Origin of the sequence: Bacillus sp. BR3(2024), from assembly GCF_039134555.1 — a bacterium.
Lineage (GTDB): Bacteria > Bacillota > Bacilli > Bacillales > Bacillaceae_G > Bacillus_A > Bacillus_A cereus.
The window spans coordinates 4,030,971-4,044,156 of record NZ_CP152433.1; the positions used below are offsets into that span (position 1 = coordinate 4,030,971).

Here is a 13,186-nt window from a genome sequence, read left to right on the forward strand (position 1 = left end):
TTCATTTCATCTTATTCGCAATGTATAATAAATTCTGCTTGATTACCTTTTCATCGTTCTCTTCTACATTCCGATACAGCAGTTGATATTCAATTCCTTTCTCTTTCCATATAAGCGTAGCAAATTCGTCACCACGTTCATAATCATCTTTATTTTTAAAATAAGTAGACGTTCCATTATTCAGTATTCAGTTTCATTTGTTCTTGAAATCGCTTCTCTTCCACAAGATCCGGAAAACTATAAGGAAAGTTCGCGACATTTAACTCAATATACTCATTTCTACCTGGCTCTTTCTGTTTATATTTAATCGTTAAGACAGTGCTCTTTTTCCCAAGCGTTCTTACTTCCCCCTTCACATCACTTGTAATGTCGTACGGTAAAAACGTTGGAACTTTAAACTTCACCGGAAAATATTTTGGAAGTTCCTTTAGCGGAATAGGATCTGTAACACGATCCATAGCTCCTCCCGTTGTTCCCACAAAGTGTTTTTCTTCTTGCATCGTTTGCTGAAACGAACACGAACTAAGCACGAAACTAGAAAACACGAAACAAATGATTCTTTTTTTCAATTTGTTTCCGCCCTTTCATATCGCTCTCTTAACGAACGAAGCGTTGATATTCTCTTCATATTCGCTTTGTCACCAAACTCCACCTTTGAAAACTTTCCACGTTATTCTCACACATTTTGACAACACTTTTTGCAAACAAAAAAGACCCCTATCATTCTTACGCCCAAGTGAAAAGGTTACGCGAATAAAAAGAAGTCTTATTAATACCATAGTTTGTGAAAAGCTTTTCAGGTCAAGATTTTTTCTTTCTTATTATTTTCCCTTTATAATAAGGGAAAGAGGTGATACATATGGCCAATATAAAACAAATTGCTAAAACTGCTGGTGTATCGATATCAACTGTTTCTCGTGTCCTGAATAATCACCCTTACGTAAAAGAAGAAAAGCGTAAGCGTGTTCTAGATGCTGTTGAAGAATTAAACTACGCAAAAAATATAAATGCTGTCCATTTAATAAGAGGGAAAACATATACAATTGGCGTTATGCTTCCTTTCATTAACCTCCCCTACTTCAGTACGATTATTGAAGGAATCGGAAACGAAGCGTTATTAGCTGGGTATCATATTAATTTATGTCAAACGAATTACGATAGCATTGAAGAAATTCGTGTTCTTGAAATGATGAAAATGAAACAATTTGATGGGATGATTATTTGCTCCCGAACGAGCTCTTGGGAACAAATCGAACCTTTTGCAAAATTTGCCCCTATTATTTCATGTGAAAAAATGAAACATCCCCTCATTTCATCCATCTACGTAGATCATTATGAAGGTTTCCGTCTTGGTACTGCCTATTTACTAAGTAGAGGCCATGAAAAAATCGGAATTTGTTTAGCAAGAAAAACAAGTGTAAATTCCATGGAGCGCGAAAAAGCGTTCGCCGATACACTTCGTAACGAAGGGAAAACGTTGCATCCTGAATGGATTTTCCACCAATGCTATACAATGCAGGACGGAGCACAAATACTCCATCGTATTTTAAATATGAAAAATCGTCCAACTGCTATTTTCACAGCGAACGATCAAGTTGCAGCTGGTTTATTAACAGAGGCTCGAAAACATGGTATTCGAGTACCTGAAGACCTTGCTATCCTTGGATTTGATAATCATGAAATTTCAAAGGCATTAGAAATTTCCACAATTGAACATCCCGGTCTCGCAATGGGCTCACATGCTTTTTCTTTATTCCATAAGCAGATCCAAAGCGAGCAAATTGTCGGCAGTGCAAAAGAACTTTCATTCCATTTAATTGAGCGAGAGACTGTCTAAAAAGAGCGTTACTTATAACGCTCTTTCTCAGCTCTTCACCTATTGACTTTATATTTCCCATCTCATATAATGAACCTAACGAACGGTAGGTAGGGGATGAAAATGACAGCAAACCGCATTAAAGCTGTAGCACTTTCTCATTTCGCACGCTACGGCTATGAAGGAACTTCATTGGCAAATATTGCTCAAGAAGTTGGGATTAAAAAACCATCGATTTACGCACACTTTAAAGGAAAAGAAGAGCTATATTTCATATGCTTAGAATCTGCTCTTCAAAAAGATTTGCAGAGCTTCACAGGCGATATCGAAAGCTTTTCCAATTCGTCCACTGAAGAATTGCTTTTAAAATTATTAAAAGGGTATGCAAAACGATTTGGTGAAAGTGAAGAATCAATGTTTTGGTTACGAACTTCTTATTTTCCGCCTGATGCATTTCGCGAACAAATTATTAATAAAGCAAATGTACACATTGAAAACGTCGGAAAACTTTTATTCCCTGTATTTAAAAGAGCAAGCGAACAAGATGAGCTGCATAACATTGAAGTAAAAGACGCCTTAGAGGCTTTTCTATGCTTACTCGACGGTCTTATGGTTGAACTATTATACGCAGGTTTAAATCGTTTTGAGACACGTTTAGACGCTTCTTGGAAAGTATTTTGGCGCGGACTTTCAAACTGACGGATTGCTCCTTTGCAATGCGTCGTTTTTAAGCACTTTACCTAACGACTGGTAGGAAGGAGAAATGACATATGGCATGGATTTATGTAATCATCGCTGGTATTATTGAAATATTTTGGGTGATTGGACTAAAAAAAGCAGAGGCACCACTTGAATGGGCTGGTGTTGCTCTATTAATTACAATTAGTTTCGTCTTATTATTTAGAGCTTATAAAGATTTACCTGTCGGCACTGTATACGCAGTCTTTACAGGAATCGGAGCTGGCGGAATCGTTCTTACAGAGATTTTCATCTTCGGAGAACCTTTCTCTATCGTAAAAGTTTTATTAATCGGTTTAATCTTCTTCGGAGTAATTGGTTTAAAACGAGTAACAGAAGAAAAAGAAGCGAAGGAGGCCGCATAAAATGGCTTGGGTATTTTTAATTCTAGCTGGTATTTGTGAAATTATTGGTGTACTCTTTATGAAAGTAGCCACTGAAAAGAAAGGCTGGGCACCAAAAGTTATTTTAATCGCTAACTTCGGCGTAAGCTTCTTCTTCTTATCTCTTGCGATGAACACATTACCGATGGGAACTGCTTACGCAATTTGGACTGGAATCGGAACTGCTGGAAGTGCACTTCTAGGCATTCTCATTTTCCGAGAATCAGCGGATTGGCGTCGTCTTGCTTTCTTAAGCTGTATTCTATGCGGCGCTGTTGGCTTAAAACTATTAAGCTAACGTGAGGTGAATGTCATGTGGAAAGAACAAGGAAAGAAAATATTAGCATGGATCACACTTGGTATCGTCATTCTATTACAAATAAGTTTTCATATAATAGAATCATTGTTTCATAAAGTATTATCCATTCTCACATTCCTTCCTAACATGACACTTGAAATTATATCAATTGTTTGGTCCATTATCGCCTCCATTGCAATCGTCATTATATGGAGTATCGCCAAACTATGGAATAAGTTATTAAAAAAGGACAGTACTTCTGAAAAAGAGTAACTGTCCTTTTTTATATTCATTCAGACTTTCTGTAGAAGTTAGATGTGATAAGACAAAACAGACCAACTATGGCAATACTTATACCAACCCTTTTATGTAAACTTGGAAATAGCGGTGGTATATCCGAGTATACATTTGCTAATATGAGACCGATTGAAAATAAAAATATTCCTATTCTATATAACCATTTTCTTTTGTTCATCATTCTCCCCTCCTAACATTTTTCATACACTCCTTTCTTTTGGACATACTACTTAAAAAAGGAGTGGATAATATGCAAAATTCTATACATAAGCAAATTCTATTTTTATTTTTCCTCTTTCTTATTCTCGTTATCGTTTTCAGCTTTATATTACATACTCCAAAAGATGTACCAAATAGCGTTTCTTTTTATAAACTACTGCTCTCGTATTGTCGTTATTGAAGAAGGTGCCTTTTTGAAATTTCCCCAAGAAAAAAAGACCAACATTTTCCTGTTGGTCTTTCGTATATGTATCACTTTTCAAAGCGATCTAACATCTCGTCTCTCATTCCGAAACTTACTACTGCAATTCCTATATACATAAACAGAAGGAATGCCGGATGAACCGTGTTGTACCAGCTGCTGTCAACGATTAAGTAAATCGTTAATGCGACAACAAGAACAAACGCTAAGATAAACATATAAAAGTGTCTTGTACTACCCATGATAAACTCCTCTCTTCTCACTTCACCATTCAACAGTTTATTTTATCGAATAATTCGATATGACTCAAGGTTAACTTTCTGTTATGTAATCAAGTTCTACCTTTACAATGTCCTCACATGCTATTGAAATGATTGTTCCTTGTTTATCAATCGCCGTCACTTCTCTATTATCCATTACACGATTTGCTACTCTTTCTAACACTTTTCCTTGGTCTCGATAGCAAAATTCTTTTACATCTTTAATTGTTTCTCCATTTTCTAAATGGTATACCATTCTATAACATCGATATCCCACACTTTCACCCCCGTCTTGTTCGTTTTTTCACATATACATAAAAATGAGTAATCTTTGCCTCATCACATCTTCTTAATTTCAATAAAATTCTAACAAAAATAAATACTTTTATCAAACCGACTTTTTCAACAAAACTACCTATAAAACTACACCTTTACACCATTAGGAAACAAAAAATATATTTTTTTAACATTTTCTTCACTATTTCTGCATAAAGTGAAACTTTAATCAGTGGGGATTTTTGTTCATCCCCACTGATTATTAGTTGAACCAATCGGGCATTTACGGACAGTTTATCTCCCACCTGGCTTCTTTGCACCAGCTAAGTTTTGAGTTGGGAGTTTACTGTCCGTTAATGCGGGACAAATTATCCATACAAAAAAAGAACCCGCCTCAGCGAGTTCTTCTTTTGTTATTCTAATCAAACTTGTACAGGAGCTGGCTTTGCATAACGTAAAACTGGTTTACGTGCAGCCATCGTTTCGTCTAAACGTTTAATGACTGTCGTATGCGGTGCTTCTTGTACAACTTCTGGATTTTCTTCTACTTCTTTAGCGATTTGAATCATCTTATCAATGAAACCATCTAATGTTTCTTTTGATTCTGTTTCTGTCGGCTCAATCATAATACATTCTTCCACATTTAATGGGAAGTAAATTGTTGGTGGATGGTAACCAAAATCAAGCAGACGTTTTGCAATATCTAATGTACGTACACCAAGTTTCTTTTGACGACGACCTGATAATACAAATTCATGCTTACAATGTCTATCGAATGGAAGATCATAGAATGGCGCTAATCTTCTCATCATATAGTTCGCATTTAATACAGCATACTCCGTTACTGCACGCAAACCATCTGGACCCATAGAGCGAATATACGTGTATGCACGAACGTTAATTCCGAAGTTACCATAGAATGGTTTCACACGACCAATTGCTTCTGGGCGGTCGTAGTTGAAGTGATAACCACTTTCCGTTTTCTCTAAAATCGGTTTTGGTAAGTACGGAATTAAATCAGCTTTCACACCTACTGGACCAGAACCTGGGCCACCACCGCCGTGAGGACCTGTAAATGTTTTATGAAGGTTTAAATGCACAACGTCAAATCCCATATCTCCTGGGCGTGCTTGGCTTAATACCGCATTTAAGTTTGCACCATCATAGTATAATTTACCGCCTGCATTATGGACGATTTCTGCCATTTCTAAAATATTTTCTTCGAATAGACCTAATGTATTAGGATTTGTTAACATAAGTGCTGCTGTTTCTTCGTTTACAACACGTTTTAAGTCTTCTAAGTCAACAAGGCCATTTTCATTTGATTTTACTGTAATTGTTTCAAAACCAGCTACAGTTGCAGATGCCGGGTTCGTTCCGTGAGCAGAGTCAGGTACAATTACTTTCGTACGGTTAAAGTCACCATTCGCTTCATGGTATGCACGAATTAACATTAAACCTGTCCATTCTCCGTGTGCACCAGCTGCTGGTTGTAAAGTAACAGTATCCATACCTGTAATTTCAATTAAATGCTCTTGTAAGTCGTACATTAATTCCATTGCACCTTGTACTGTCTTTTCATCTTGCAGTGGATGAATATTTGCAAATCCTGCGAAACGAGCTACACTCTCATTAATTTTCGGATTATATTTCATCGTACAAGATCCAAGTGGATAGAATCCAGAATCAACACCGTGGTTACGGTTTGAAAGTGCTGTATAGTGGCGCATAATATCAAGTTCAGATACTTCTGGTAGCTCTGCATCTTCTACTCGAATATAATCGCTCTCAAACACATCTTCTAGTTTCACTTCTTCTACATCTAATTTGGGTAAGCTATATCCTATGCGTCCTTCTTTACTCACTTCAAAGATAAGTGCTTGGTCTTGGTTCTTCATTGGATAGCCCCCATTTCGTTTACAAGTGTGTCAATTTCCTCTTTTGTACGAAGCTCAGTTACTGCTACAAGCATATGGTTTTCATGCTCTTTATAATCACGGCCTAGATCGTAACCACCGATAATATTCTTTTGTAATAATGCATCGTTTACTTCTTTCACTGGACGTTTGCAATCTACAACAAACTCATTGAAGAATGGTCCAGCAAATGTTACTGTGAAGCCTTTCGCTTCAAATTGACGTTTTGCATACTGTGCTTTAGAAATGTTTTGACGTGCCATTTCTTTCACACCTTGTTTGCCAAGTGCCGTCATTGCAACAGAAGCTGCTAATGCATTTAACGCTTGGTTTGAACAAATGTTAGATGTCGCTTTATCACGACGAATATGCTGTTCACGTGCTTGTAACGTTAATACAAATCCACGTTTACCATCTGAATCTACAGTTTGTCCAACAAGACGTCCTGGAATTTTACGCATAAATGCTTTCGTTGTTGCAAAGTAACCACAGTGCGGTCCACCAAACTGCGTTGGAATACCGAATGGTTGTGCATCACCGATTACAATATCAGCACCAAATTTCCCTGGTGGTGTTAATGCGCCTAATGATAATGGATTTGAAGAAACGATAAATAATGATTTTTGTTGATGAACGATTTTTTCAATATCAGCTAATTTTTCAACTTGTCCGAAGAAGTTTGGATATTGAACGATTACACAAGCAACTGTATCATCTACTTCACTTTGTAATACGTCTAAATCTGTTACACCATCTTTATGATTAATTTCAACAACTTCAAGATTTTGACCTTTTGCATACGTTTCAAGTACTGCTCTTGATTCTGGATGAACCGCGCTAGATACAAGAATTTTCTTTTTGCGAGTATGGCCAGCTGCTAACATTGCCGCTTCAGCTAAAGCTGTACCCCCGTCATACATAGAAGAGTTTGCTACATCCATTCCTGTTAATTCACAAATCATTGTTTGGAATTCAAAGATTGCTTGTAATTCCCCTTGTGAAATTTCCGGTTGGTATGGTGTATAAGCTGTATAAAATTCTGAGCGAGAAATAACATGATCTACAATTACTGGAGCATAATGATCGTATACGCCTGCTCCTAAGAAAGAAGCGTATTCTTTTAAGTTAGCATTTTTATTAGCCATTTGAGATAGCTCTTTTAAAAGCTCTGGCTCTGATTTTGCTTCTTTAATTTTTAAATCCCCTTTAAAACGAACACTCTCTGGAATATCAGAGAATAATTCATCGATCGTTTGAACGCCGATCGTTTGTAACATTTCTTTTTTGTCTTCTTCTGTCATTGGAAGATAACGATGCAACATGAAATCTACCCCTCTCCCCGTTACTTTGAACGTTTGTAAAATGGTGTTGGAACAACTACTGCTTTGACGCGTTTATTACGAATTTCAATTTCTACTTCTGTATCAACTGCTGCGTATTTTACATCAATTAGTGCTAAACCAATGCTTTTCTTTAACGTTGGAGATTGTGTACCACTTGTTACTTCCCCAATTTTTTCTTCACCAATAAATACAGGGTAATGCGTACGAGGAATTCCACGTTCGATTACTTCGATGCCGACTAATTTACGAGGCGCACCGTTTTCTTTTTGCTCTTTTAACGTTGCTTTTCCAAAGAAGTCGGCTTCTTTATTTGTTTTTACCGCAAAGCCAATTCCAGCCTCAATCGGTGTAATATCTTTTGATAATTCTTGTCCATAAAGTGGTAATGTTGCTTCGAATCGAAGTGTATCACGAGCACCTAAACCACATGCTTTTAAGCCCTCTTCTGCTCCAACTTCAAGAAGTTTCTCCCAAAGTTTTGCAGCATCTTCACTCTTACAGTAAATTTCGAATCCATCTTCACCTGTGTAACCTGTACGAGATACAAGTGCTGGAATTCCATCTACAAGAATATCGTTTTTAAATTTAAAGAACTTAATTTCTTTCAAATCTTCTGACACAACTTTTTGTAAAATGCCTTCTGCTTTTGGTCCTTGAATTGCAAGCTGTGCAACTTCACTAGAAACATTGACTACTGTCGCATCGCCAATTACATGACTTGCTAACCATTCGTAATCTTTCTCGATATTTGATGCATTGATTACTAATAAATAGTCTTCTTCACCACGTTTGTAGATTAATAAATCATCTACTGTACCACCATTTTCGTAGCACATAGCTGTATATTGTGCGCCCCCTACCTTTAAGGTAGATACGTCATTTGTAACAACACGTTGTAAAAATGCTAAACTATCTACACCTTTTACTTCAACTTCTCCCATATGAGACACATCGAACAAACCTGCAGCTGTACGTACAGCTTCGTGTTCTTCTTTAATGCTTGAAAATTGAACTGGTAATTCCCAACCACCGAAGTCGATTGTTTTCCCACCATACTTCGCGTATACATCAAATAACGGTGTACGTTGTAATGTAATCATGCTCTCTCCCCCTTATGCTTTGACAAATCAATAAAAGTTGCTTCCCTTTTCTAAACATTTTCATTCTGAAAAGATAGGATATACGGAATCTCATTATATTTTTTTATGAAAGCGTAAATAAAAAATCACTTTCTTGGATAAAATACGAAAGATTCCACACATTTCACACCATTATCCTAACATCATTCGCTATATTTCATCAATATTCTAGCATAAAAAATAATTTAGAATTTTTTATGTTAAAACACAATAAATACAGCTTTGGAGATTTAATACTTTATTATTGTCTATCATATAGCCTTTAATAACGATAATCATGCCTTCTTTTAAGGCAAATCATCATACATTAAAAAATAATTACTTTAGTTTATAAAAGGTGGGAGAGTCGTAATGAATGTCGATATTTCCGTAGATCGGACGTGGCAAAACAATTTTTTAAATAGAATTGATGAAGATGGTCCTTGGACAAACTGGGATTTATATCACTTAGCTTATGAAACAGAAAAATCGTTACTTGTTCCTACTTTTGATGGACTACAAGCACCGAAACATTTATCCCATTTCACACCGCTTCCGCATCAATTAGAAGTCGCTCAAAATGTAATTGAACAAATGAATGGTAAAGCGATTCTAGCAGATGAAGTAGGTCTTGGAAAAACAATCGAAGCTGGACTTATTTTGAAAGAATACATGGTCCGCGGGCTTGTGAAAAAGGTACTTATACTTGTCCCAGCTTCTCTCGTATCACAATGGGCATACGAGCTGAATACAAAGTTTTTCATTCCCGCTGTAGCACAAAAGAAAAGCTACTCGTGGGAACAAGCTGACGTAATCGTATCATCAATTGATACTGCGAAACGTTCACCACATCGCGATATCGTGTTGAACTTAGAATATGACCTTATTATTATCGATGAAGCACATAAACTGAAAAATAATAAAACAAAAAACTATGAATTTGCACAACGATTAAAAAAGAAGTTTTGTTTATTACTAACCGCTACTCCTGTTCAAAATAAGATTGATGAAATTTTTAACCTTGTTTCTTTATTAAAACCAGGACATTTAGGCAATCAATCCAACTTTGAAGAATATTACGCTTCCAAAAATCGTTCAGCCGAATCAGATGAAGACTTAAAAGCTCTCATTAATAAAGTAATGGTGCGAAATAGACGACATAATACCGGTATCGATTGGCCGAAGAGACATGTACGTACAATTTTTGTTGAGTTTAATGAACAAGAACAAGCTCTATATAATGATATCGAAAATTGGCGAGGACAAGACGCCTTCACATCTGCTTTCTCATCGTTAACGTTAAAACGGGAAGCGTGTAGTAGTCGTGAGGCTGTTTACTATTCATTGAAAAAGCATGTAGAAAAAAGACAGAAAGAAAATGAACATTATATAAAAGATCCACATATCGATGTGCTAATGGACAAAATTAATCATATTCCTTTCAACTCGAAAGCAACTAAAGCTCTAGAGCTTATAAAAGAAATTGACGATAAAGTCGTCATTTTCACGGAATACCGAGCATCACAGATGTACTTACAATGGTTTTTACAACAACACGGTATTTCTTCTGTCCCATTCCGCGGCGGATTTAAACGCGGGAAGAAAGATTGGATGAAGGAACTTTTCCAAAATCGTGCCCAAGTGTTAATTGCAACGGAAGCTGGCGGAGAAGGCATTAACTTACAGTTTTGTAGCCATATGATCAATTATGATTTGCCATGGAATCCAATGCGTCTTGAGCAAAGAATCGGACGTATTCACCGTCTCGGTCAAAAGAATGATGTTCATATTTACAACTTAGCTACAAAGCATACTGTTGAAGAACATATTCTGAAACTGTTATATGAAAAAATCAACTTATTCGAGCGTGTTATCGGTGAACTCGATGAAATTTTAACGAGAATTAATATGAAAAACATCGACGCGCACATTCAAGAAATTTTCGCGCAATCAAAAAGCGAAGGTGAAATTAGAATTAAGATGGAAAACTTAACATCTATAATCGACTTTGCGAAACGAAATGAAGCTGAGGTGCAAGGCTATGCAGCAACATGAAATTCATAATTACTTATACAATTTCTTTGAGGCGAATAACTGTGAAATTTTAGAACGTTCTCCTCATTTATTAGATGTACAGTTAACAATTGAGATGGATAAATTATTAATGAATCGCCCTTTTTATTGGCACTATCTTGAGAAAACAGGAGGCGTACCGAATCCGATGCGCCTTACTCTTATTACAAATCCAGAAAATGAAGAAAATGATGGTGAGCTTATTCACTACGGTTCACCACGTCTACATCAAATTTTCCAAACGACAAAAGAATTAGGCTCTTACATACGTTTATATGAGGATGTAAGACATAATGGGGCAACACATACACCGCTCCACCCTTGGCTCGGTATTAATATAAAAGTTTCCTATCAATGTGATCGAAAAAAAGACATCCTTCACTCGATTGGCATTCATCTCATTTCTGGAACAATGATGGCAAACTTTCATGAAACATTAACAAACATTAAACTTACACCAAAAATACCTGATTTTTGTTTTACGCTCTCGCCCATCATTAAACCTCAAAGTGGTTTACAACGTATAGAAGACGCTTTAAAAAATATAATTGCAGAAGATGACCATACGTGGGCAAAAGAAGCAAGAGTGCGTTGGAATCATGATTTAGACCTTTTAAACCGTTTTTATGAAGAAAGTGACGAACTTCCTGAGAGCTATGAAATTGAAAAACAAGCTCTGCAAGAACAGTATGAACCACGTATTACAGTGCAAATTATTAACGGTGGACTCTTTTATGTTACCGCGAATCATTTTCTATCAAAATAAAGCTCCTTCTGCTTTAGAAGGAGCTTTATTTCGAGTTACTCTCTATCCTCATTACGCTCTTGTTGTTTTTGCTTTGCCATGCGTTTTTGATACGCACGATCCTTCGCGCTCACATGATTTGCATCAGTTGGAAGATTTTCTTTCGAACGTCCAATTCCATTGCTCATCTTTCCCACTCCTTTTTACGTTTTTCAGAATACATGTTTATTTTCAGCTAGAGTTACAATCCTTATACAAAAAAATAAGAGCAGCCATTGGCTACTCTTACTCGCTCACATATTTTTGAAACATATCATGGATGCCTTTATTTACTAGGTTCGAGATCTGCTCGTCAGATTTATTCGGATAACGATCACGCAATCTGATAGATGCCTTCACCATTAAATTTTCTAATACAGAACGGCCACCTTCTCCATAAATAATTTCAGCATATTTAACAAGCCTTCCATCCTCTACTGTTGCTGGATTATGATTGAAGAAAAATTTACTCATTGTCTCCACCTCTCTCTTTTGATAACGTTTACATTTATATAGATTATTTATGTTATTTATTTCACAATATTGTATGCATGTATATTTAATTAGTTTCATTATAAAGCAACATATCGATAGTAAATATGTGATTTTCCGTCCATTTTGTGAACAAACTAAAAATGAAAGCGTTTCCTTTATTATATACTAAAAAAACTTACTACGCTAGGGGCAATTTTTTTCAATCTACTAATCCCTCAAAAATTGATATATTTTTTCTTTTCCCATTAAACCTTATACAATTTTCAGAAATTATATTATAAAATATATGTATGACTTAAGGAGGCTTTGTATGAATCAAAATAAAAAAGCTATATTAGATCTTGTCTTTTATCTCGTAATCCCATTCCTCATTTGGAAATTTGCAAAACCTTATATCGATCCTTATTACGCGATGTTACTTTCCTCTGTTCCAGGGATTATTTATACACTGTATACCTTTAAAAAAGAAAAACAGTTTAACGTGACAGGGTTCTTTATTTTAATTACACTCATTTCTAATACAACGGTAGATCTATTATCTGGGTCAGCTGAACGAATGTTGTGGAATGATGCATATTATCACATCGTACTCGGTATTATCGTCATATGTACAATTTTTATAAAAAAACCACTTATGTTATATTTCGCAGCAGATATTGCCGCACTTCAAGGTCATGACCGTGATAAAAGTCGTGAGCTTTATCGTGATAGTCGTATATATCCAGCACTGCAATATTTAACGTTATTTTTCGGGCTACAATTTATATTAAAAAGCTTTTTAAAAATTTATTTCATCTCTGTTTTTGGTGTAGATGGCTACGGTGAAATGAGAGCGATTATGACCGCTGTCGGATGGGGTATTTCTATTTGTATCGGAATAGGGTTCGTATGGGTGAACAATAAAATACATGCCGTTACGGAAGAACAAGAATCCGTGCAGTAAACAAAGATGCCCTAGTGTATTACGA

At 36.1% G+C, this 13,186-nt stretch carries 17 protein-coding genes and 1 pseudogene; 9 read left to right on the forward strand and 9 right to left on the reverse strand.

Translation table 11 applies throughout. The annotated features are described in order from the left end of the window. Window position 1: 1 nt before the first annotated feature. A pseudogene (locus V7S45_RS20665) lies at window positions 2-545 on the reverse strand (DNA polymerase III subunit delta). 314 nt (window positions 546-859) lie between these two features. On the opposite strand from V7S45_RS20665, the gene V7S45_RS20670 reads away from it, so the two are divergent. The 5 genes from V7S45_RS20670 (at window position 860) to V7S45_RS20690 (ending at window position 3,508) form a co-directional block, all read left to right on the forward strand. Then, on the forward strand, window positions 860-1,837 hold the full coding sequence (locus V7S45_RS20670) for a LacI family DNA-binding transcriptional regulator (RefSeq protein WP_001273985.1): 978 nt from the start codon (window positions 860-862) through the stop codon (window positions 1,835-1,837). 96 nt (window positions 1,838-1,933) lie between these two features. After that, window positions 1,934-2,515 carry a TetR/AcrR family transcriptional regulator gene (locus tag V7S45_RS20675; protein WP_002005730.1) on the forward strand — a complete coding sequence of 194 codons (582 nt, stop codon included), beginning with the start codon at window positions 1,934-1,936 and terminating at the stop codon, window positions 2,513-2,515. Window positions 2,516-2,586: 71 nt separating this feature from the next. Beyond that, window positions 2,587-2,919, forward strand: a complete 333-nt coding sequence (locus V7S45_RS20680) for a multidrug efflux SMR transporter (protein WP_000312339.1) — start codon at window positions 2,587-2,589, stop codon at window positions 2,917-2,919. A 1-nt stretch (window position 2,920) separates the two neighbouring features. Continuing rightward, window positions 2,921-3,235 carry a multidrug efflux SMR transporter gene (locus tag V7S45_RS20685; protein WP_000312623.1) on the forward strand — a complete coding sequence of 105 codons (315 nt, stop codon included), beginning with the start codon at window positions 2,921-2,923 and terminating at the stop codon, window positions 3,233-3,235. 15 nt (window positions 3,236-3,250) lie between these two features. Beyond that, the gene (locus V7S45_RS20690) at window positions 3,251-3,508 is read left to right on the forward strand and encodes a DUF3975 family protein (protein WP_000265430.1); all 258 of its coding nucleotides are present in this window, start codon (window positions 3,251-3,253) and stop codon (window positions 3,506-3,508) included. A 16-nt stretch (window positions 3,509-3,524) separates the two neighbouring features. Here the strand turns inward: V7S45_RS20690 and V7S45_RS20695 are convergent, their stop codons facing one another. The 6 genes from V7S45_RS20695 to gcvT all read right to left on the reverse strand — a co-directional run bounded on the left by V7S45_RS20695 (window position 3,525) and on the right by gcvT (window position 8,848). Continuing rightward, complete coding sequence (locus V7S45_RS20695) at window positions 3,525-3,713, reverse strand: hypothetical protein (protein ID WP_002164431.1); 189 nt, start codon at window positions 3,711-3,713, stop codon at window positions 3,525-3,527. Window positions 3,714-4,003: 290 nt separating this feature from the next. Then, window positions 4,004-4,195 carry a hypothetical protein gene (locus V7S45_RS20700; protein WP_000535933.1) on the reverse strand — a complete coding sequence of 64 codons (192 nt, stop codon included), beginning with the start codon at window positions 4,193-4,195 and terminating at the stop codon, window positions 4,004-4,006. A 70-nt stretch (window positions 4,196-4,265) separates the two neighbouring features. Then, window positions 4,266-4,469 (reverse strand): DUF3929 family protein, encoded by a 204-nt coding sequence (locus V7S45_RS20705; RefSeq protein WP_000262496.1) that lies wholly within the window; start codon window positions 4,467-4,469, stop codon window positions 4,266-4,268. A 442-nt stretch (window positions 4,470-4,911) separates the two neighbouring features. Then, entirely contained in the window at window positions 4,912-6,387 is a 1,476-nt protein-coding gene (gene gcvPB, locus V7S45_RS20710) for an aminomethyl-transferring glycine dehydrogenase subunit 2 (RefSeq protein ID WP_000795703.1), read from the reverse strand. Then, on the reverse strand, window positions 6,384-7,727 hold the full coding sequence (gcvPA, locus tag V7S45_RS20715) for an aminomethyl-transferring glycine dehydrogenase subunit 1 (protein ID WP_000903228.1): 1,344 nt from the start codon (window positions 7,725-7,727) through the stop codon (window positions 6,384-6,386). The genes gcvPB and gcvPA overlap by 4 nt, the downstream gene beginning before the upstream one ends. Window positions 7,728-7,747: 20 nt before the next feature. Continuing rightward, window positions 7,748-8,848 carry a glycine cleavage system aminomethyltransferase GcvT gene (gene gcvT, locus V7S45_RS20720; protein WP_000631769.1) on the reverse strand — a complete coding sequence of 367 codons (1,101 nt, stop codon included), beginning with the start codon at window positions 8,846-8,848 and terminating at the stop codon, window positions 7,748-7,750. 390 nt (window positions 8,849-9,238) lie between these two features. Here gcvT and V7S45_RS20725 point away from each other — a divergent pair, with 390 nt between their 5' ends. Together V7S45_RS20725 and V7S45_RS20730 are read left to right on the forward strand one after the other, a co-directional pair. Continuing rightward, on the forward strand, window positions 9,239-10,921 hold the full coding sequence (locus tag V7S45_RS20725) for an SNF2-related protein (RefSeq protein ID WP_001100040.1): 1,683 nt from the start codon (window positions 9,239-9,241) through the stop codon (window positions 10,919-10,921). After that, complete coding sequence (locus V7S45_RS20730; RefSeq protein ID WP_001183964.1) at window positions 10,908-11,705, forward strand: YqhG family protein; 798 nt, start codon at window positions 10,908-10,910, stop codon at window positions 11,703-11,705. Before V7S45_RS20725 ends, V7S45_RS20730 begins: the two co-directional genes overlap by 14 nt. A gap of 35 nt (window positions 11,706-11,740) precedes the next feature. On the opposite strand, the gene V7S45_RS20735 is transcribed toward V7S45_RS20730, so the two are convergent. Next, window positions 11,741-11,872, reverse strand: coding sequence for a hypothetical protein (locus V7S45_RS20735; protein WP_000064668.1), 132 nt, complete (start codon window positions 11,870-11,872; stop codon window positions 11,741-11,743). A 97-nt stretch (window positions 11,873-11,969) separates the two neighbouring features. Further along, a complete protein-coding gene (locus V7S45_RS20740; RefSeq protein WP_000032702.1) occupies window positions 11,970-12,197 on the reverse strand; it encodes a hypothetical protein in 228 nt (75 codons plus the stop codon). A gap of 73 nt (window positions 12,198-12,270) precedes the next feature. Here V7S45_RS20740 and V7S45_RS20745 point away from each other — a divergent pair, with 73 nt between their 5' ends. Further along, complete coding sequence (locus tag V7S45_RS20745) at window positions 12,271-12,387, forward strand: hypothetical protein (RefSeq protein WP_003279814.1); 117 nt, start codon at window positions 12,271-12,273, stop codon at window positions 12,385-12,387. A gap of 141 nt (window positions 12,388-12,528) precedes the next feature. Next, window positions 12,529-13,161, forward strand: coding sequence for a VC0807 family protein (locus V7S45_RS20750; RefSeq protein ID WP_001073111.1), 633 nt, complete (start codon window positions 12,529-12,531; stop codon window positions 13,159-13,161). Window positions 13,162-13,186 lie beyond the last annotated feature (25 nt).